The sequence below is a fragment of the Luteimonas sp. TWI382 genome (genome assembly GCF_039674545.1).
GTDB lineage: Bacteria > Pseudomonadota > Gammaproteobacteria > Xanthomonadales > Xanthomonadaceae > Luteimonas.
In genome coordinates this window covers 11504-30937 of sequence record NZ_JBDJNS010000022.1, presented here as the reverse complement: position 1 = coordinate 30937, position 19434 = coordinate 11504, and the positions used below count along the sequence as shown (strand labels likewise).

Genomic DNA, 19434 nt, shown 5'->3' with positions numbered 1-19434 from the left:
TCATTGCAGCCGGGTGGCGGTCCGGTCCAGGCGTGCGCAGATCTCCTCCAGCCGCGCCCGGTTCGACAGCAGCGCCTCCACGCAGCGCGGATCGAACGCGCGTCCACTGTTGTGCCCGATGTACTCGAGCGCCTCGTCCATCGACCAGGCGCGCTTGTACGGGCGACGCGACACCAGCGCGTCGAACACATCGGCCACCGCGACGATCCGCGCCTCCAGCGGGATCTGCTCGCCCGACAGCCCATCCGGGTAGCCGCTGCCGTCGAAACGCTCCTGATGGCGCAACGCGATGGTCGCGCTGAGCTGGACGAACCGGTTGTGGCTGTCGCTCAGCAGCTCGTAACCGATGCGCGGATGCTGGCGCATCACCTCCAGTTCGGCCTCGTCCAGCGGCCCGGGCTTCATCAAGATCGCATCGGGCATCGCGATCTTGCCGATATCGTGCAGCGGCGCGGCCAGTTCGATCATCCGCACCTCGTCCTCGAACAGCCCCATCGCCTCGGCGACCATGCCGGCGACCGCGGCCACGCGCTCGAGATTGGCGCTGGTGCTGGCATCGCGATAGGCGATCGCGCGCGCCAGCCGGGTCAGCGTCTCGCGCTCGCGCTCCTCGACCTCGTGCATGCTGCGCAGCAGGCGCTGCTCGAGCGACAAGGCCCGCTGCTTGACCGACTCGGCCTGCTGGCGCAACTGCAGCAGGTTGCGGCAGCGGGCGCGCAGTTCGCGCGGGCGCACCGGCTTGACCAGGAAATCGATGACGCCGGCATCGAGCGCCGCCTGGCGGATCGGCTCGTCACCGACCACGGTGACCAGCACGACCGGCACATCCCGGTGCGGGGGCAGCTTGCGGAAGCGGCGGGCGAACTCCAGCCCGTCCATGCCCGGCATCCGGTAGTCGAGCAGCAGCAGATCGGCGCGGTGGCTGTCGCACCAGCCCAGCGCCTGCTCCGGATCCTCGAAGTCGAAGACATCGAGCTCGGGGCTGATGTCCTCGAGGATATGCCGCAACATGGTTCGCGCGGACGTCTGGTCGTCGACGATCACGATGTTCAACGCAGGCCCCTTCTGGCGGTGCGCAGATACCGGTGGCATCGCGCTTGAGCGATCTTAGCGCGCCCTGCCAGGAACGGGGGGAATCCTATTCAGCGACGCATCGAGGCGCCGCCGGCGGAGGCATCCGGGCCGGCCTCAGGCCTCGGTCTGCGGGCGCATGTACGGGAACAACAGCACGTCGCGGATCGACGACGACCCGGTCAACAGCATGACCAGCCGGTCGATGCCGATCCCCAGGCCGCCGGTCGGCGGCAGGCCGACCTCGAGCGCGCGGATGTAGTCGGCATCAAAGTGCATCGCCTCGTCGTCGCCGCCCTCGCGGGCGTCGACCTGGGCCCGGAAGCGCGCGGCCTGGTCCTCGGGATCGTTCAGCTCGGAAAAGCCGTTGGCGATCTCCTTGCCGCCGATGAACAGCTCGAAGCGGTCGGTGATGCCGGCTTCGGTGTCCGATTCGCGCGCCAGCGGCGAGACCTCGACCGGGTAATGGGTGATGAAGGTCGGCTGAATCAGGCCGGTCTCGACGGTCTTTTCGAAGATCTCCAGCAGCAGCTTGCCCCAGCCATAGCCCGGCTTGACGTGCACGCCCAGGCGCACGCAATGCGCGGCCAGCGCCTCGCGGTCGCGGCAGTCGGCAACAGTGATCTGCGGATTGAGTTCGCGCACCGCCTCCTCGAGCTTCCAGCGGCGGAAGGCCGGGCCGACGTCGATCGCATGACCGTCCCATTCCAGCGCGGTCGTGCCGACCGCCTGCACCGCCACGTCGCGAATCAACGCCTCGGTCAGGTCCATGACCTCCTCGTAGGCGACATAGGCCTCGTAGAGCTCGAGCATCGTGAACTCGGGGTTGTGCCGCGTGGACACGCCCTCGTTGCGGAAGTTGCGGTTGATCTCGTAGACGCGCTCGAATCCGCCCACGACCAGGCGCTTGAGGTAGAGCTCGGGCGCCACGCGCAGGTAGAGGTCCAGGTCCAGCGCATTGTGATGCGTCGTGAACGGCTTGGCCGCCGCGCCGCCGGCCAGGTAATGCATCATCGGCGTCTCGACCTCGAGGAAGTCGCGCGCATCGAGCCACTGGCGGATCGCCGCGACGATGCGCGAACGCTTGACGAACACCGCGCGCGCCTCGGGCGAGACGATCAGATCGACGTAGCGCTGGCGATAGCGCTGCTCGACATCCGACAGTCCGTGCCACTTGTCGGGCAACGGCCGCAGCGACTTGGTCAGCAGGCGCAAGCTGTCGGCCTTGATCGACAGCTCGCCGGTCTTGGTGCGCATCAGCGTGCCTTCGGCCGCGACGATGTCGCCCACGTCCCAGCCCTTGAACGCCTCATAGCGCTCGCCCAGCGTCGTCGATTGCAGGAACAGCTGGATCCGGCCGCTCACGTCCTGGATCTGCGCGAACGCGGCCTTGCCCATGACCCGCTTGGCCATCAGGCGGCCGGCCACCGCGACCGGTGCGCCTTCGGCGTCCAGTGCCTCGCCCGTCCACCGCTCGGCATCGGCATACCGCGCCTGCAGCGCGCCGGCCTCATCGCGGCGGCGGAAGTCATTGGGAAACGCCACGCCCTGCCCGCGCAGCGCGGCCAGTTTGCCGCGACGCTCGGCGATCAGGGCGTTGTCGTCGGCGGGCTGGGGGCTGTCGGGCTGCTGGCTCATGAGGGTCTCGGAAAATCAGGTGTAGGCCGCGGGTCAGCGCGGCAGGAACGGATCAGGACAGGACGGCGCCCGGCGGGGTGGGGTCATGTCCGCAGACGCGGGACGCTCTGGACGTGGACCGCCTGGACGCGGCGTCGACGCCTCGCTGCGCCGGGCACACGCCCGCGGTGCAGCGCACCTGCGGCCGGACCGGCGGTGATCGGCGCCGATCCGCAGCAGGCCAAAGCACTCAGTTGGCATCCACGCGCTTGGCCCCCGCCTCCAGGCCGGACTTGAGCGCCGCCTCGACGAACTCGTCCAGGTCGCCATCGAGCACCTTCTGGGTATCGCTGCGCTCCACGCCCGTGCGCAGATCCTTGATGCGGCTCTGATCGAGCACGTAGTTGCGGATCTGGCTGCCCCAGCCGATGTCGGACTTGGTCGCTTCCAGCGCATCCTTCTCGGCGTTGCGCTTCTGCAGCTCCAGCTCGTAGAGCTTGGCGGCGAGCATCTTCATCGCGCGGTCGCGGTTGGCGTGCTGGCTGCGTTCGGTCTGGCAAGCGACGACGGTATTGGTCGGCACGTGGGTGATGCGCACCGCCGACTCGGTCTTGTTGACGTGCTGGCCGCCGGCACCGGACGAACGGTAGACATCCGTCCGCAGGTCGGCCGGATTGATCTCGATATCGATCTTGTCGTCGACCTCCGGGGACACGAACACCGAGGTGAACGAGGTGTGCCGGCGGTTGTCGGAGTCGAACGGCGATTTGCGCACCAGCCGGTGCACGCCGATCTCGGTCTTGAGCCAGCCGTAGGCGAAGTCGCCCTCGACCCGGAACGTCGCCGACTTGATGCCCGCCACTTCGCCGCCCGAGACTTCCATCAGCTCGGCTTTCCAGCCGCGGCTCTCGGCCCAGCGCAGGTACATGCGCAGCAGCATCTCGGCCCAGTCCTGGGCTTCGGTGCCGCCGGCACCTGCCTGGATGTCGACGAACGCGGCGGCCGAGTCCATCTCGCCGGAGAACATGCGCTGGAACTCCAGCTTGTCGACTTGGCCGGCGTGCCCTTCGATATCGGCGACGACCGCCTGCGCGGTGTCCTCGTCGTTCTCCGACTCGGCCAGTTCCAGCAATTCGGCCGCCCCGTCCAGGCCCTCGGTCAGGTCACGGATGCCGTTGACGGTCTTGTCGAGCATGGCGCGCTCGCGGCCCAGGGCCTGCGCGCGCTCGGGATCGTTCCAGACAGTCGGGTCTTCGAGCTCGCGCTCGACTTCTTCTAGACGCTCGCGGCGGGCGTCGTAGTCAAAGATACCCCCTCAGCGCATCCAGCCGACCGCGAAGGTCGGCGATGCGCTGGCGAACAGGATTGAGTTCGATCATGGTGCGGTGGGACTCGCGTAAAGAGCCGGGGATTCTAGCAAGCCGCGCACCCGGCAGTCCCGGCCGGCGCACAGCACCGGCCGGGATGTCGCCTCAACGGCGCTCGAGCAGGATGCGATACGGGCCACCGGCGTCGCCATCGATCGCCGAAGCCTCGACCACGTAGCGGCCGGGCTGGAGCCGCTGGACGATCCGGGCATCGAGCCCACCGGCACCGTCGTCGTCGCTCGCCACCTCGTTGCCGTCCTTGGTCAGCGACAGGTAGCTGTCGATCTGGCTGGAACGCATCTCGATCGCGTAGTCGCCGGCGCTGCGGACCTCGAACGACCAGCGGTCGGTCATGCCGGGCAGCAGCGCGGTCTCGGCCGGGCGGCCGATCGTCAGCGTGCCACCGCCAGCCCCCTCAGGCACCGCGGTCGCGGTGAGCGACAGGGTGTAGGGGCCTGCGCCAGGCGTCGCGCTGTCGGCCTGGAGCGTGTAGGTACCGGCTTCGAGCAGCATGCCGATGCGCGCATTGAGGCGCTCGCCACCGTCGTCGTCCTCCTTTTGCACGCCCTGGCCGGACAGCCGCATCAGCGGGTCGATCTCGTCGCTGCGCATGTCCAGACGGACCACCCGACGCTCGGGCAGCGTGAAGCGGTAGGTGTGCGGGCGACCGGCGTACAGCCCCGTGACCGTCGACCCGACCGCGAGCTCACCGCCTTCGCGCAGGTCCCCGGTCTCGAAGGTCGAGGTGGTGACGCTGATGCGGTAGGCGCCACTGGCGCCGTCGCTGCCGTACCGCTTGGCGGTCAGGCGATAGCGACCCGGCGCCAGGCGCAGCGTCAGACGCGCATTGCTGCCCTCGCCGCCGTCGTCGTTGGTGACCGAGACGCCGGGCCCGTCCAGCGCCAGGACCGCATCGAAGTCGTCGGACATCATGTCGATCGTGTAGATCCCGTCGCGGTCGATCTGCAGCGGCAACTCGCGCTCGCCATCGGTCCAGTCGCCGATGGTCGCACCGACGCGAAGCGCCTGGCCGTTGTAGGTATCCACACGCGAGGAGATCAGCGTGTAGGGGCCATACGACGAGGCATCGGTGCCGCTGACGGCGATGGTGTAACGGCCCGCACGCCGGGCGCGGATCGTCAGCGACGAGGTCTCGCCACGGTCGTTCGACGACGCGATCAGCTCGTTGTCCAGGAAGGCCGCCAGCCGCGCGCGCAGCGCACCGGTGACCTTGAACGTCGCGACCTCGCCCTCGCGCAGGTCCACGCGGTAGAGCTGGCTACGCGAGCCATCCTGGTGGTTGAGACTGGAGCGGCTGGTGATCTCGCCGCGCACTTCGCCGCCGATCGACAGCGGCGCGGGGTCGTTGGCCTGGGCCTGCACCCAGGCGGGCGCGATAGCGAGCGCGATCGCCAGCGAAAGCGTATGGACGGTTTTCAAGCGAATCTCCCTTCGACAATAGAGGCGTCCTGCGCAATCGCGGACGCGGCGGCGCATTCTCGCACCCGTTCAGGGAAAAAGGGATCACGGATCCGCCTGGGGCGGAAGGCGGCCAATTCCCCGGCAGCCGATGGACGCTCGACTGTGAAGATGGGGCCATCCAGCCCCTCGTCAAACCAAAACCGGGATCCAAAACCGGGGTCAGAGTGCAATTTCGTCCCGCGAAATTGCACTCTGACCCCGGTTTTTGGGGGCTTGAGGCGACAGGCCTGCTCCGACGTGCGCAGGTCACGTCCGCCGCCGATGCCGTCTCCTCAGCCCGCGATCGGCTCCCGGTGCTCGACCAGCAACTGCACCGCATCGCCGCCGCGGTAGTCATCGGGCGCGAGCCGGTAGACGATGCGCTCGCGCGGCGCCGGTGCGACCTCGCGCCAGGCGCCGAAATGGATCGCATCGACGGTGGCCGGGCGGCCATCGAGCCGCAGGCTGAGCTTGAGGTGCCGCCCTCCGACCACCCGCCAGTCCACAACCGCGAACTCGCCGTCGAACAACGGCTCGGGGAAGCCCTGCCCCCAGGGGCCGGCGTCGCGCAGGTGCGCGGCGTGCACGATGTCGAATTCGCCGGGCCCGAGCGCACCGTCGGTGACGATCTCCGCCCGCAGCAGCGCCGGATCGAGCATCCCCGCGACCGCCTGCCCGAAGGCGCGCTCGAACGCCGGCAACGCCTCCAGCCGCAGGCTCAGGCCCGCCGCCATCGCATGGCCGCCGAAGCGCTCGATCAGCCCCGGCTGCGCCACATCGACCGCGGCCAGCACGTCGCGGATATGCAGGCCCGGGATCGAGCGCGCCGAGCCGCGCAACTGGTCGCCGCCCGGCTCGGCCGGCGCGAATGCGATCACCGGCCGATGCAGCGCATCCTTCATCTTCGAGGCCACCAGGCCGACGACGCCCGGATGCCATTGCGGATCGTGCAGGCAGACCCCGATCGTCGCGGGATCGACCGGTGGCCGGCTGGCGACCGCGGCCTCGGCATCATCGAGCATCGACTGCTGCACCGCGCGGCGCTCGGCGTTGATCGCGTGCAGCGTCGCCGCCAGCGTGTGCGCCTGGGCCGCGTCGTCGGTGAGCAGGCATTCGATGCCGATCGCCATGTCCTCCAGGCGCCCGGCGGCATTGATCCGCGGCGCGACGCCGAAGCCGATGTCGCCGGTGGTCAGGCGCGCCGCCTGCCGCCCCGACACGTCGATCAAGGCCTGCAGGCCGGGGCAGCCCTGGCCGTTGCGCAGCCGGCGCAACCCGGCTGCGACCAGCGCCCGGTTGTTGACGTCCAACGGCACGAGATCGGCGACCGTGCCCACCGCGACCAGATCGAGCAGGCTCGACAGGTCCGGCGCCGCACCTGCGAAGGCGCCAACCTCGCGCAGGCACCGACGCAGCGCCAGCAGCACATAGAAGATCACGCCGACGCCGGCCAGTGCCTTGCTCTGGAACCGGTCGCCGGGCAGGTTCGGATTGACGATCGCATCGGCCGGCGGCAGCGCCTCGCCCGGCAGATGATGATCGGTCACCAGCACCTGCCAGCCGCGTGCTTTCGCTGCCGCGACGCCGGCGTGGCAGGCGATGCCATGGTCGACGGTCACCAGCAGCGCCGGCGCCAATGGCGCCAGTGCATCGACCAGCCCGGGCGACAGCCCGTAGCCGTGGACGATGCGGTTGGGCACAGCATGCACGACATTACGCGCACCGAGCATGCGCAGCCCGCGCACCGCGACCGCACACGCCGTCGCACCGTCGCAATCGAAATCGCCCACGACCAGGATCCGCCTGCCCTGCGCGATCGCATCGGCGAGCAGCGCCGCCGCCGCATCGATGTTCGACAGCGCGTCGGGCGGCAGCAGCCCGGCCAGACGCGGCTGCGCGGCCTGCAGGTCGTGCGCGCCGCGCGCCGCGTAGATGCGCCGCAGCAGCGCCGGCACCGTCTCCGGCCAGTCGCCGCCAGGCGCGCTGTCGCGACGGCGGATCGTCGGTGGCGGACGCGTCATCGCTGCGCCGCCGTGGCCGGCCCATGGGGACGGCGCCAGACGCGCAGGCGGTGCCAGCGGCGCAAGGTCAATACCAAGCCGTCCTCGTGGTCGAGGACCAGCGTGTCCAGCCGGCCACCGGCCAGCGCCGCGAGTGCCGGCCGCAGCCAGTCGGCCTGCAACTGGCGCAGGTCCCGCAGCCCGCCCAGGTCGATCAGCAAGGCCTCGCGCAGCGCGGGCCACGCGGACGGCAGCGGCTCGACCTCGGTCGCGATCGCCGCGAGCGCGCGCAGCGTCGCATCGTCGGTGAGCACGTGTGCCTGCGGGCTGCGGGGCGCCGTGGAGACCTCAGGCAGCGGGCCACCGCCCCAGAACCACAGCGCATTGACCGGCGGTCGCCCGGCCGCCGCACGCGCGGCATTCCAGGGATGGGTGTGCAGAAGGATCTGGGCCTCGTTCGCCAACGCCCGCCAGCGCCGCCCCTGGGCGCCGCCGTCGTCATGATCTGCCAGATCGGTGCCCAGCGCCTCGGACGGATCGACGGACACCGGCAGCGCAGTCTCCCGGGGCAGCCGCAGATACCAGCGCGACGGCGCGGGTGCGTCGAGCGCGAAGCCAGCATCGGCAAACATCGGCTGCAGTGCCGGCAGCAGCGCGTCGACATCGGCCTGCACCAGCCCCAGCGTATCGCCGTGGCCCATCAGGCGCACACCGTTGATGTCGGGCTGCAGCCAGGCCGGGTCAGCGCGCAGCCAGGCACTGTCCGGCGCCCCCGCATCGCCGACGTCGACCTGGCGCGACAGCGCCGCCAGCGGCCAGCCGCCCCCGGGAAGATCGACGTGCCGCGCAAGCTGCGGCCGCCGGCCCGACGCGGCCGTGCTGCGATCGGCACGGCCCAGCGCACGCACGATGTCCGGCTGCCAGCGCTGCGCGCCGAAACGCGCAGCGGCGGGCAGCAGGAACGTCGCCGAGGTCATCGGGTCAGCCGAGATACTCGACGCTGACGATGTCGTAATCGCGGGTACCGCCAGGCGCGTCGATACTGATGCTGTCGCCTTCGTGCTTGCCGATCAACGCACGTGCGACCGGCGATGAAATCGCGATCAGGCCCTGCTTGATGTCGGCTTCGAGGTCGCCGACGATCTGATAGCGCTTCTCTTCGTCGGTCTGCGCATCGGCGATCACCACCGTCGCGCCGAACACCACCTTGTCGCCGGCATTGAGCTTGGCGACATCGATGACATCGGCATGCGACAGCTCGCTCTCGAGCTGCTTGATCCGGCCCTCGATGAAGCTCTGCTGCTCGCGCGCGGCGTGATACTCGGCGTTCTCCTTCAGGTCGCCGTGCGCGCGCGCCTCGGCGATCGCATCGATGACCGCCGGCCGCTTGACCGACTTCAGCTCCTCGAGTTCCTCGCGCAGGCGCTGCGCGCCGCGCGTGGTCATGGGTGCCCTCATGGCGTCCCTCCTGTGCTTGGGTTGGATGGCGACGCGCCGCCGTCGAGCCGCGCGTGCAGGTCCTGCAGGGCCCACACCGGGCCGCTGCCGCGATAGTCCAGCGAGTGCAGCAGTGCGCGGGCGCCGGCCACCGTGGTCGAGTACGTGACCCGGTGCTGCAGCGCCTCGCGACGGATCGAGAACGAGTCGGAGATCGCCTGCTTGCCTTCGGTGGTGTTGACGATGTACGCGATCTCGCCGTTCTTGATCAGATCGACGATGTGCGGGCGGCCCTCGACCACTTTGTTGACCTGCTCGCAGGCGATGTCGTGCTCGCGCAGCCACTTGGCGGTGCCGGCGGTGGCGACGATCGCATAGCCCTTGGCCGCCAGATCACGGGCGACCGGCAGTACGCGCTTCTTGTCCGGGTCTCGCACCGAGACGAAGACCTTGCCGCTGGTGGGCGGGGTGCGGATGCTGGCCGCCTCCTGCGCGCGCGCGAACGCCGCGCCGAAGCTCTCGCCCACGCCCATGACCTCGCCGGTCGAGCGCATCTCCGGTCCGAGGATCGGGTCGACGTTCTGGAACTTGGCGAACGGGAAGATCGCTTCCTTGACCGAGTAGTACGACGGCACGATCTCGGTCGTGGCCCCCTGCTCGGCCAATGTCTTGCCGGCCATGCAGCGCGCCGAGATCTTGGCCAGCGGCAGCCCGATCGCCTTGGACACGAACGGCACCGTGCGCGAGGCGCGCGGATTGACCTCAAGCAGGAAGATCGTCTCCACGCCCGCATCGTCGGTCTGCACCGCGAACTGGGTGTTCATCAGGCCGACGACCTTCAGCTTGCGGGCCAGCGCCGCGACCTGCTCGCGCAGGCGCGCCTGCACGTCGCTCGACAGCGAGTACGGCGGCAGTGAACACGACGAGTCGCCCGAGTGCACGCCAGCTTCCTCGATGTGCTCCATGACGCCGCCGATCAGCACATTGCCTTCACGATCGGCGATCACATCGATGTCGACCTCGACCGCATTGTCGAGGAAGCGGTCGAGCAGCACCGGCGAATCGTTCGAGACCTTGACCGCGTCGCGCATGTAGCGCGCCAGGTCGGCATCGGCGTGCACGACCTCCATCGCCCGGCCGCCGAGCACGTAGCTCGGCCGCACGACCAGCGGGTAGCCGATCTCGCGCGCCAGCACCAGCGCCTCCTCGGGATTGCGCGCGGTGCGGTTGGGCGGCTGCTTGAGGCCGAGCTCGTCGACCAGCTTCTGGAACCGCTCGCGGTCCTCGGCCAGGTCGATCGAGTCGGGCGAGGTGCCGATGATCGGCACGCCATTGGCCTCGAGCGCGCGCGCCAGCTTGAGCGGCGTCTGCCCACCGTACTGCACGATCACGCCCTTGGGCTTCTCGATCTCGACGATCTCCAGCACGTCCTCGAGCGTCAGCGGCTCGAAGTACAGACGATCGGAGGTGTCGTAGTCGGTGGAAACGGTCTCGGGATTGCAGTTGACCATGATCGTCTCATAGCCGTCCTCGCGCAGGGCGAGGGCGGCATGGACGCAGCAATAGTCGAACTCGATGCCCTGCCCGATCCGGTTCGGCCCGCCGCCGAGCACGATGATCTTCTCGCGGCCGCTGGGATTGGCCTCGCACTCGTCCTCGTAGGTGGAGTACAGATAGGCGGTGTCGGTCGCGAACTCGGCCGCGCACGAGTCGACGCGCTTGTAGACCGGGCGCACGCCGAAGGCGCGGCGCAGCGCGCGCACGGCCTGCTCGTCGGTGCCCAGCAACTGCGCCAGGCGCGCATCGGAAAAGCCCATGCGCTTGAGCGCGCGCAGCCGACGCTGGTCGAGCGCGTCGATGCCGTTCGCCGCGACTTCGTGTTCGGTTGCGATGATCTCCTCGATCTGGTCCAGGAACCACGGATCGACGTACGACAGCGCGTGCACGTCCTCGACCGACAGGCCGGCGCGGAATGCGTCGGCCAGGTAGAACAAGCGCTCGGGGCCCGGCTCGCGGACTTCGCGGCGCAGCGTCGCCAGGTCGCCCTCGTCACTGAGGTCCAGGCCGGTCGGATCGAAGCCGACCTTGCCGGTCTCAAGACCCCGCAGCGCCTTGTGCATCGACTCCTGGAACGTGCGGCCCATCGCCATGACCTCGCCGACCGACTTCATCTGCGTCGTCAGCCGGGCATCGGCGGTGGGAAACTTCTCGAACGCGAAACGCGGGATCTTGGTGACGACATAGTCGATCGACGGCTCAAACGAGGCCGGCGTCTTGCCGCCGGTGATCTCGTTCTTCAGTTCGTCGAGCGTGTAGCCGACCGCCAGCTTGGCCGCGACCTTGGCGATCGGGAAGCCGGTCGCCTTGGAGGCGAGCGCCGAGGAGCGCGACACGCGCGGGTTCATCTCGATCACCACCACGCGACCGGTCGTGGGGCTGATACCGAACTGCACGTTCGAGCCGCCGGTGTCGACGCCGATCTTGCGCAGCACTGCGATCGATGCGTTGCGCAGGCGCTGGTACTCCTTGTCGGTGAGCGTCTGCGCCGGCGCGACGGTGATGCTGTCGCCGGTGTGCACGCCCATCGGATCGAGGTTCTCGATCGAGCACACGATGATGCAGTTGTCCGCGGTGTCGCGGACCACCTCCATCTCGAACTCCTTCCAGCCCAGCACCGATTCCTCGACCAGCACCTCGCCGACCGGCGACAATTCGAGGCCACGCTTGATGATCTCCTCGAATTCCTCCCGGTTGTAGGCAATGCCGCCGCCCGAGCCGCCGAGCGTGAAGCTGGGCCGGATGATCGTCGGATAGCCGACCTTGGCCTGGATCTCGATCGCCTGCTCGAAGGTGCGCGCGACCTCGGCCTTCGGGCACTCCAGGCCGATCTCCTGCATCGCCACCCGGAACAGCTCGCGGTCCTCGGCCATGCGGATGGCTTCGCGCTTGGCGCCGATCAGCTCCACGCCGTACTTGTCGAGCACACCGTTGTCGGCCAGGTCGAGCGCGCAGTTGAGCGCGGTCTGCCCGCCCATCGTCGGCAGCAGCGCGTCGGGCTTTTCCTTGGCGATGATCTTCTCGACCGTCTGCCAGTTGATCGGCTCGATGTAGACCGCGTCCGCGGTCTCCGGGTCGGTCATGATCGTGGCCGGGTTGGAGTTCACCAGCACCACGCGGTAGCCCTCCTCGCGCAATGCCTTGCAGGCCTGGGCACCGGAGTAGTCGAACTCGCAGGCCTGGCCGATGACGATCGGCCCGGCGCCGATGATCAGGATGGTCTTGATGTCGGAACGCTTGGGCATGTCAACGCGCCTCCATCAGCGCTACGAACTGGTCGAAGAGCGGCGCCACGTCGCGCGGCCCCGGCGACGCCTCGGGATGTCCCTGGAACGAGAAGGCCGGCGCATCGGTCAGCGCGATGCCCTGGTTGGTGCCGTCGAACAGCGAGCGGTGGGTCACGCGCACGTTGGCCGGCAGCGTCGATTCGTCGACCGCGAAGCCGTGGTTCTGCGAGGTGATCATCACCCGGCCGCCATCGACGGCCTGCACCGGATGGTTCGCACCATGATGGCCGTGCGGCATCTTCATGGTCTGCGCGCCGGCCGCGAGCGCCAGCAGCTGGTGGCCCAGACAGATGCCGAAGGTCGGCACCTTCTTCTCGACGAAGGTGCGGATCGCCTCGATTGCGTAGTCGCACGGTGCCGGATCGCCCGGGCCGTTGGACAGGAACACGCCGTCGGGCGCCAGCGCGAGCACCTCGCTGGCCGGCGTCTGCGCCGGCACCACCGTCAACGCGCAGCCGCGCTCGGCGAGCATGCGCAGAATGTTGTGCTTGACGCCGTAGTCGTAGGCCACGACCTTGAACTTCGGCGGCGCCGACACGAACACGTTCGCGTCCAGGTCGAGCTGGCCATCCGACCACGCGTAGCGTTCGGCCGTACTGACCACCTTCGCCAGGTCCATGCCCTTCAGGCCCGGGAACTTGCGCGCGGCCTCGAGCGCCTGCTCCACGTTCACCTCGCCGGCCATCAGCGCGCCGTTCATCGCGCCGCGGTCGCGCAGCAGACGCGTCAGCTTGCGGGTGTCGATGCCGGCGATCGCGACGATGCCGCGTGCGCGCAGCCACTCGGGCAGCGCCACCTGGCTACGCCAGTTGCTCGGACGGCGCGGCACGTCGCGCACGATCAGCCCGGCGGCCCACACCCGATTGGCCTCATCGTCCTGGTCGGTGCAGCCGGTATTGCCGATGTGCGGATAGGTAAGCGTCACCAGCTGGCGCGCATACGACGGATCGGTGAGCACTTCCTGGTAGCCGGTCATTGCGGTGTTGAACACCGTTTCGCCGACCGACAGGCCAGGAGCGCCCACGGAAACGCCCTCGAACACGGTGCCGTCTTCAAGGACGAGAATTGCGGAATCTGTCACGTGGTCTTCGCCTACGTCAGGTTGCAGGAAACCGCCAGAGCGGCGGCAGCCGGTCCGGAGGCGAGAGGTTCAGGCGAGCGAGAATTGTACCGACGCCGGCCCCGCTGCGCCAGCGCGGCGAACGCGACCGGTCACGTCGCGGTCGTCTCGCCTGCCCCGAGGAGCTCGGCGATCGCATAACGGCGCGGCGCGCGCCCGGCCAGCCGCGCCGCCACATGCAACGCGCCGGCCGCGAAGATGTCGCGATCGCCGGCCCGGTGGACGAGCTCGATGCGCTCGCCGCGGGTCGTGAACTGCACCAGGTGCTCGCCGACGATGTCACCGGCCCGGATCGAGGCGTAGCGCGGGCGGGCGCCCTGCCCTTCGGCGGCCGCGCCCAGCGTCAACGCGGTCCCCGACGGCGCATCGAGCTTGCGCGTGTGATGCGACTCGACGATGTCGCAGTCCCAGCCCGGCAGCATCGCCGCCGCGCGCGCGACCAGGTCCTGCAGGACCGCGACCCCGAGGCTGAAGTTCGACGCCCACAGCACCGGGATCCGTGCCGCGGCGGCGTCCAGAGCGGCGCGCTGCGCCTCCGACAGCCCGGTGGTGCCCGAGACCAGCGCCGCACCACGTCGCTCGCACAGCGCCAGCAACGCATCGAAGCCTGCCGGCAGGCTGAAGTCGATGGCGACATCGAAGGTCGGCGCCCCACCGAGCTCGGCGGCGCCGAAATACGGCACACCGCCGATCACCCGCTGGCGCGGCGCGCTGCCCGACACCGCCGCCACGACGGCCACTTCGTCACACGACGCGGCCAAGCGCAGCACGGCCTGCCCCATCCGGCCGGATGCGCCATGCACCAGCACCCGGACAGGCGCGCTCATCGGGCCACCGCCATACACAGCAGCGGGGTCGAAACGGCAAGACGATCGGGGCGCGTTCTCATGTCCGCATTCTAGCGTCGAGGTGGCAGTGCGGTCGGCCGTCCCGGGAGGAAACGGCCACGCACCGTTTCCGGGACTGAGCGTTCCACCAACAAGCCAGGTGCTGCACCTCGCGCGGGGCCTGAGGCGCTGCCGACGCAAACCGCTGCGCAGGTCAAGTCCGAGCTTGCCCTGCCCAGGCGATGCATGGCGATTTTTTCGCCACCATCATCGCGCCGCGCCAATCGAGGGCCGCCGCCGCTTATCCACATCTTTGTGACCAGGCCATCCACACCGGCTGTGGACGACCGCGACCGGAGGCGACCTGGCGCGGTCGTCACGTCGCGAACACGTCGCCACGCTCGCCCACCCCGAGGCGACAACAGGCGATGCATCCGCGGCTGCGCGGGTCAAGCCCGGATTTTTCGGCGGCCCGCCTGGGTGGCGAAAATTTCACCAACCAAAATCCCCCCGCCTGCAAAGCGGCCGCGCGATGCTTATCCACATCTTTGTGACCAGACGATCCACATCGCTTGTGGATGATCGCTCTGGATGCCGCGATCGCGGTGTCGTCAAGAGGGCGAGGGGCACACGCCCCGCCTTCGGTTCGATCGCAACCCCGTGTCTGCAATGCCATCGATCGGTGCGTTGGATCGTCATATCGCGCAGCTGCGGACACGCCGTCCGGCGCGCAGGCGATGCGCGTGGTGTGCAGACAGATCCGATTGCGCGAAGCAAGCCCTGCGTTGGGCCGTGGATCAGCATGTGGCGATTAAATGACCAGCCAACAACACACGCGATCGCAAGCGGGTCGGCGCGGCTTATCCACATGTTTGTCGTCATGCCATCCACATCGGCTGTGGATACTGATCGGGCTAGTCAGCGCGCCCCCAACCGTCAAGCGGCCTCCCGCTTGAGACCAGCGCATCATGCGGCGACCCGATGGCCTGTTGCCAGCAAAGACTGGGGCCGGCAGGACCCGCCGAGCGATACGCCGTCAGCGGCGGTCGGCGTCTCGGCAACCGGACGGCAAGGCGGGTCGGCGGCCCGCGCCTTGCTGAAGACGCCATGGCCCGTTCGCGCGCTCCCTCCCGGCCCGCCGCCATCGCGCTGCGGGACGCTGGCGCCGATCTCGTGCCCGGATCACTGGACGATGCCGATGTCCTGGCATCGGCGATGGCGGGCGCGCATGGCGTCTTCAGTGTGATGCCGGCCGATCTGTCGGCCGAGAACGAGGTGCGGCATGGGCCGCAGGTTGCCGATCTGGCGGCAGCGCACGAGGTCGCTCACTTCGTCTACTCGTCGGGTGCGAGCGTCGGCGACGTACCGACCGGGGTGGCGCGCTTCGACGCCAAACCGCGGATCGAGGCCCACATCCGCGCATTGCCCCTTGCGGCCACCATCGTGCGGCCGACGACCCTCTTGGACATGCTGGTGCGCCCCGGCGCTGGGCTCGACCAGGGGCGAGGGGTGTCGCTGATCCACCGCGCGCATCCGATCCAGCTCATCGCGGTGCAGGACCTCGGCAAGATCGTCGCCGCCCTGTTCGCCGACAGGACGCGATTCGCCGGCAAGACGTTGAAGATCGCCAGCGATCGGGCGACAGGTCGGGCGTTGGAGGCAGCGTTCTCGCACGCTGCCGGCAGACCCATCGCCTATGCGCGATTCCCGGACGAGGTCCTGGCGGCCAATGCCCACCTGGCACACATGGCCGCGAGTCTGGAGAACGGCCCGCTCGCAGACCGCGTCGATCTCGATCTGATGCGCGCCCTCAATCCCGAACGCGTCTCGCTGCGTGCCTGGCCATCAGGCGCGGGGCGCGCGCAACTCGACAACGTCCTGCGCGGCGGTCCTGCGCGCGCGACGCGATCAGGACGTCATGCGCTCCCAGAACCCCTTGACGCCGTCCATGAAGGTGCTCGACTTGGGCGAATGCCGGCGTGCGTTCTCCGTGGTGAACGTTGCCTCGAAGCGTTGCAGCAGATCGCGCTGGTCGGCGGTGAGATTGACCGGCGTTTCGACGAAGATCTTGCAATACAGATCGCCGACCGAGCGGCTGCGCACCGACTTGACACCCTTGTCGCGCAGGCGGAACACCTTGCCGGTCTGGGTCTCGGCCGGAATGCGGATCTCGGCCTCGCCCCCGAGCGTGGGCACGCGGACCGTGTCGCCGAGCGCGGCCTGCGAGATGCGGATCGGCACCTCGCAGTGCAGGTCGTCGCCGTCGCGCACGAAGATGTCGTGCGGCCGCACCCGCACTTCCACATACAGGTCGCCGGGCGGCGCACCGGCCGGACCGGCCTCGCCTTCACCCGACAGCCGAATGCGATCGCCCGAATCGACGCCGGCAGGGATCTTCACCGACAGCACCTTCTCGTCTTCGACCCGACCGGCACCGCGACACGTCTTGCAGGGATTGGCGATGACCTGGCCGTGCCCGCCGCAATGCGGACAGGCCTGCTGCATCGTGAAGGGCCCGCGCTGCATGCGCACCTGACCGCGACCGGCGCAGGTCGAGCAGGTCTCGCGCTTGCCGTCCTCCGAGCCGCTCCCGTTGCAGTCCTCGCACCCGGTCAACGTCGGCAGCTCGATGCGCTTCTCGACACCGGCGACCGCCTCCTCGAGATCGAGCTCCATCACATAGCCCACGTCGGCACCGCGACGCGGGCCGCTGCGTCCGCCGCCGCCGAAGATGTTGCCGAAGATGTCGCCGAAGATATCGCCCATGTCCGGGCCGAACCCCGGCCCGGCATTGCCGCCGCCCATGCCGTGCTCGAACGCCGCATGTCCGTGCTGATCGTACATCCGGCGCTTGCCGCCGTCCGAGAGCACCTCGTAGGCCTCCTTGCACTCCTTGAACGCAGCCTCGGCGGCGGCATCTCCCGGGTTGCGGTCGGGATGGTGCTTCATCGCGCAGCGGCGATACGCCTTCTTCAACTCGTCTTCGCTGGCGGTGCGGGAGACGCCAAGGACGTCGTAGTAGTCGCGTTTGCTCATGAGGCCGTGATTCGTAATGCGTGATGGGTGATGCGAAGCGTCAGTGCGTGAGCGCGTGAGAAAGAAGCGGAGCCGAGCTCCGCTTCTTTCGATCACGCATCACGACGCCAGCGATTACGCCTTCTTCTCGTCGTCCTTGACCTCGGTGAACTCGGCATCGACCACGTCGTCGGACTTGGGCGCATCGCCCTGCCCACCGACGTCGCCACCGCCCTGCTGGCCGGCCGCGGCAGCAGCGGCGAACAGCTGCTGGGAGACTTCCTCGAGCTTCTTGGACTTGGCCTCGATCTGCGCCTTGTCGTCGCCCTTCATCGCGGTCTCGACCTCGGCGATCGCAGCCTCGGCATTGCCGATCACATCGCCGGGCACCTTGTCGCCGTTGTCCTTGATCGCGCTGCGGGTCGCGTGCACCAGCGCATCGGCCTGGTTGCGCGCGGCGACCAGCTCCTGGAACTTGCGGTCGTCCTCGCGGTGCGCCTCGGCATCGGCGACCATCCGCTGGATCTCGTCATCCGACAGGCCCGAACCGGCCTTGATCTCGACCTTCTGCTCCTTGCCGGTCTTCTTGTCCTTGGCCGACACGTGCAGGATGCCGTTGGCATCGATGTCGAACGACACCTCCACCTGCGGCATGCCGCGCGGCGCCGGGTCGATGCCGGTCAGGTCGAAGCGCGCCAGCGACTTGTTGAAGCGGGCCTGCTCGCGCTCGCCCTGCAGCACGTGCACGGTCACGGCCGACTGGTTGTCGTCGGCGGTGGAGAAGGTCTGCGAAGCCTTGGTCGGGATCGTGGTGTTCTTTTCGATGATCTTGGTGAACACGCCGCCCAGGGTCTCGATGCCCAGGCTCAGCGGGGTCACGTCGAGCAGCAGCACGTCCTTGACGTCGCCGGCCAGCACGCCACCCTGCACCGCCGCACCGATCGCGACCGCCTCGTCGGGGTTCACGTCCTTGCGCGGCTCCTTGCCGAAGAAGTCGGCAACGGCCTGCTGCACCTTGGGCATGCGGGTCTGGCCGCCGACGAGGATGACCTCGTTGACGTCGGACGCGCGCAGGCCGGCATCGTTGAGCGCGATGCGGCAGGGCTCGATCGAACGCTTGATCAGGTCCTCGACCAGCGCTTCGAGCTTGGCGCGGGTCAGCTTGATGTTCAGGTGCTTCGGACCCGAGGCGTCGGCGGTGACGTAGGGCAGGTTGACCTCGGTCTGCTGCGACGACGACAGCTCGATCTTGGCGCGCTCGGCCGCATCCTTCAGGCGCTGCAGCGCCAGCGGATCCTTGCGCAGATCGATCCCCTGATCCTTCTGGAACTCCTCGACCAGATAATCGATGACGCGGGCATCGAAGTCCTCACCGCCGAGGAACGTGTCGCCGTTGGTGGCCAGCACCTCGAACTGCTTCTCGCCGTCGACTTCCGCGATCTCGATGATCGACACGTCGAACGTGCCGCCGCCCAGGTCGTAGACCGCGACCTTGCGGTCGCCGCCGCTCTTGTCCAGGCCATAGGCCAGCGCGGCCGCGGTCGGCTCGTTGATGATGCGCTTGACGTCGAGGCCGGCGATGCGGCCGGCGTCCTTGGTCGCCTGGCGCTGGCTGTCGTTGAAGTACGCCGGCACCGTGATCACCGCCTCGGTGACCTTCTCGCCCAGGTAGTCCTCGGCAGTCTTCTTCATCTTCTCGAGGATGCGCGCCGAGACTTCCTGCGCCGACAGCTTCCTGTCGTCGCTGGTCGCGACCCAGGCATCGCCGTTGTCGTGCTCGAGGATCTTGTAGGGGACCAGGCCGATGTCCTTCTGGACCTCGGCGTCCTTGAACTTGCGGCCGATCAGACGCTTGACCGCGAAGAACGTGTTGTGGGGGTTGGTGACGGCCTGGCGCTTGGCGGAGGCGCCGACCAGCACCTCGCCGTCCTTGGTGTAGGCGACGATCGACGGCGTCGTGCGGTCGCCTTCGCTGTTTTCGATGACCTTGGCCTTGCCGCCGTCCATGATCGCCACGCACGAGTTGGTCGTGCCGAGATCGATGCCGATGATCTTTGCCATTGCAATGCTTCCTCTAGGAAATGTCGTTGTGCGGGGACGGCGGCGTGGCCGTCGATGCGGGGTATCTGGGGGCGCGCAACACAGCGTTCAAGCGGTGTGACGCGCGATGGCGCG

The 19434-nt window shown here is 68.7% G+C and carries 13 protein-coding genes; all 13 read right to left on the bottom strand.

Annotation, left to right across the window (positions count from 1 at the left end; all coding sequences use genetic code 11):
- The 13 genes from ABE505_RS13155 to dnaK all read right to left on the bottom strand — a co-directional run bounded on the left by ABE505_RS13155 (position 1) and on the right by dnaK (position 19320).
- A complete protein-coding gene (locus tag ABE505_RS13155; protein WP_346444884.1) occupies positions 1-1092 on the bottom strand; it encodes a two-component system response regulator in 1092 nt (363 codons plus the stop codon).
- A gap of 96 nt (positions 1093-1188) precedes the next feature.
- Positions 1189-2709, bottom strand: a complete 1521-nt coding sequence (gene lysS, locus ABE505_RS13150; RefSeq protein ID WP_346444886.1) for a lysine--tRNA ligase — start codon at positions 2707-2709, stop codon at positions 1189-1191.
- 229 nt (positions 2710-2938) lie between these two features.
- Positions 2939-4067 (bottom strand): peptide chain release factor 2 gene (gene prfB / locus ABE505_RS13145; RefSeq protein ID WP_346444888.1). Its coding sequence is split into 2 segments (ribosomal slippage): positions 2939-3991 and positions 3993-4067, totalling 1128 coding nucleotides; the frame shifts between segments, so codons are not numbered across the junction.
- Between the two features lie 93 nt (positions 4068-4160).
- Positions 4161-5495, bottom strand: coding sequence for a hypothetical protein (locus tag ABE505_RS13140; RefSeq protein ID WP_346444890.1), 1335 nt, complete (start codon positions 5493-5495; stop codon positions 4161-4163).
- 314 nt (positions 5496-5809) lie between these two features.
- Positions 5810-7537 carry a single-stranded-DNA-specific exonuclease RecJ gene (recJ, locus tag ABE505_RS13135; RefSeq protein WP_346444892.1) on the bottom strand — a complete coding sequence of 576 codons (1728 nt, stop codon included), beginning with the start codon at positions 7535-7537 and terminating at the stop codon, positions 5810-5812.
- A complete protein-coding gene (locus ABE505_RS13130) occupies positions 7534-8493 on the bottom strand; it encodes a phosphoglycerate mutase (protein ID WP_346444894.1) in 960 nt (319 codons plus the stop codon). Before ABE505_RS13130 ends, recJ begins: the two co-directional genes overlap by 4 nt.
- A gap of 4 nt (positions 8494-8497) precedes the next feature.
- On the bottom strand, positions 8498-8974 hold the full coding sequence (gene greA, locus ABE505_RS13125) for a transcription elongation factor GreA (RefSeq protein ID WP_183426838.1): 477 nt from the start codon (positions 8972-8974) through the stop codon (positions 8498-8500).
- Positions 8971-12255, bottom strand: a complete 3285-nt coding sequence (carB, locus tag ABE505_RS13120) for a carbamoyl-phosphate synthase large subunit (RefSeq protein WP_346444896.1) — start codon at positions 12253-12255, stop codon at positions 8971-8973. The genes greA and carB overlap by 4 nt, the downstream gene beginning before the upstream one ends.
- A gap of 1 nt (position 12256) precedes the next feature.
- Positions 12257-13378, bottom strand: coding sequence for a glutamine-hydrolyzing carbamoyl-phosphate synthase small subunit (carA, locus tag ABE505_RS13115; protein WP_346444897.1), 1122 nt, complete (start codon positions 13376-13378; stop codon positions 12257-12259).
- 131 nt (positions 13379-13509) lie between these two features.
- Positions 13510-14244, bottom strand: a complete 735-nt coding sequence (gene dapB, locus ABE505_RS13110) for a 4-hydroxy-tetrahydrodipicolinate reductase (RefSeq protein WP_346444899.1) — start codon at positions 14242-14244, stop codon at positions 13510-13512.
- A gap of 1182 nt (positions 14245-15426) precedes the next feature.
- Positions 15427-15981: a hypothetical protein gene (locus tag ABE505_RS13105; RefSeq protein WP_346444901.1), complete on the bottom strand. Its 555-nt coding sequence runs from the start codon at positions 15979-15981 to the stop codon at positions 15427-15429.
- Between the two features lie 171 nt (positions 15982-16152).
- Positions 16153-17280, bottom strand: a complete 1128-nt coding sequence (dnaJ, locus tag ABE505_RS13100; RefSeq protein WP_346444902.1) for a molecular chaperone DnaJ — start codon at positions 17278-17280, stop codon at positions 16153-16155.
- 114 nt (positions 17281-17394) lie between these two features.
- Positions 17395-19320 carry a molecular chaperone DnaK gene (dnaK, locus tag ABE505_RS13095; RefSeq protein WP_346444904.1) on the bottom strand — a complete coding sequence of 642 codons (1926 nt, stop codon included), beginning with the start codon at positions 19318-19320 and terminating at the stop codon, positions 17395-17397.
- Positions 19321-19434 lie beyond the last annotated feature (114 nt).

What these genes read in the sequence shown, in the direction of transcription:
- ABE505_RS13155 (WP_346444884.1), bottom strand. Translation starts at nt 1,092, where the DNA reads ATGCCACCGGTATCTGCGCACCGCCAGAAGGGGCCTGCGTTGAACATC.
- lysS (WP_346444886.1), bottom strand. Translation starts at nt 2,709, where the DNA reads ATGAGCCAGCAGCCCGACAGCCCCCAGCCCGCCGACGACAACGCCCTG.
- recJ (WP_346444892.1), bottom strand. Translation starts at nt 7,537, where the DNA reads ATGACGCGTCCGCCACCGACGATCCGCCGTCGCGACAGCGCGCCTGGC.
- ABE505_RS13130 (WP_346444894.1), bottom strand. Translation starts at nt 8,493, where the DNA reads ATGACCTCGGCGACGTTCCTGCTGCCCGCCGCTGCGCGTTTCGGCGCG.
- greA (WP_183426838.1), bottom strand. Translation starts at nt 8,974, where the DNA reads ATGAGGGCACCCATGACCACGCGCGGCGCGCAGCGCCTGCGCGAGGAA.
- carB (WP_346444896.1), bottom strand. Translation starts at nt 12,255, where the DNA reads ATGCCCAAGCGTTCCGACATCAAGACCATCCTGATCATCGGCGCCGGG.
- dapB (WP_346444899.1), bottom strand. Translation starts at nt 14,244, where the DNA reads ATGAGCGCGCCTGTCCGGGTGCTGGTGCATGGCGCATCCGGCCGGATG.
- dnaJ (WP_346444902.1), bottom strand. Translation starts at nt 17,280, where the DNA reads ATGAGCAAACGCGACTACTACGACGTCCTTGGCGTCTCCCGCACCGCC.
- dnaK (WP_346444904.1), bottom strand. Translation starts at nt 19,320, where the DNA reads ATGGCAAAGATCATCGGCATCGATCTCGGCACGACCAACTCGTGCGTG.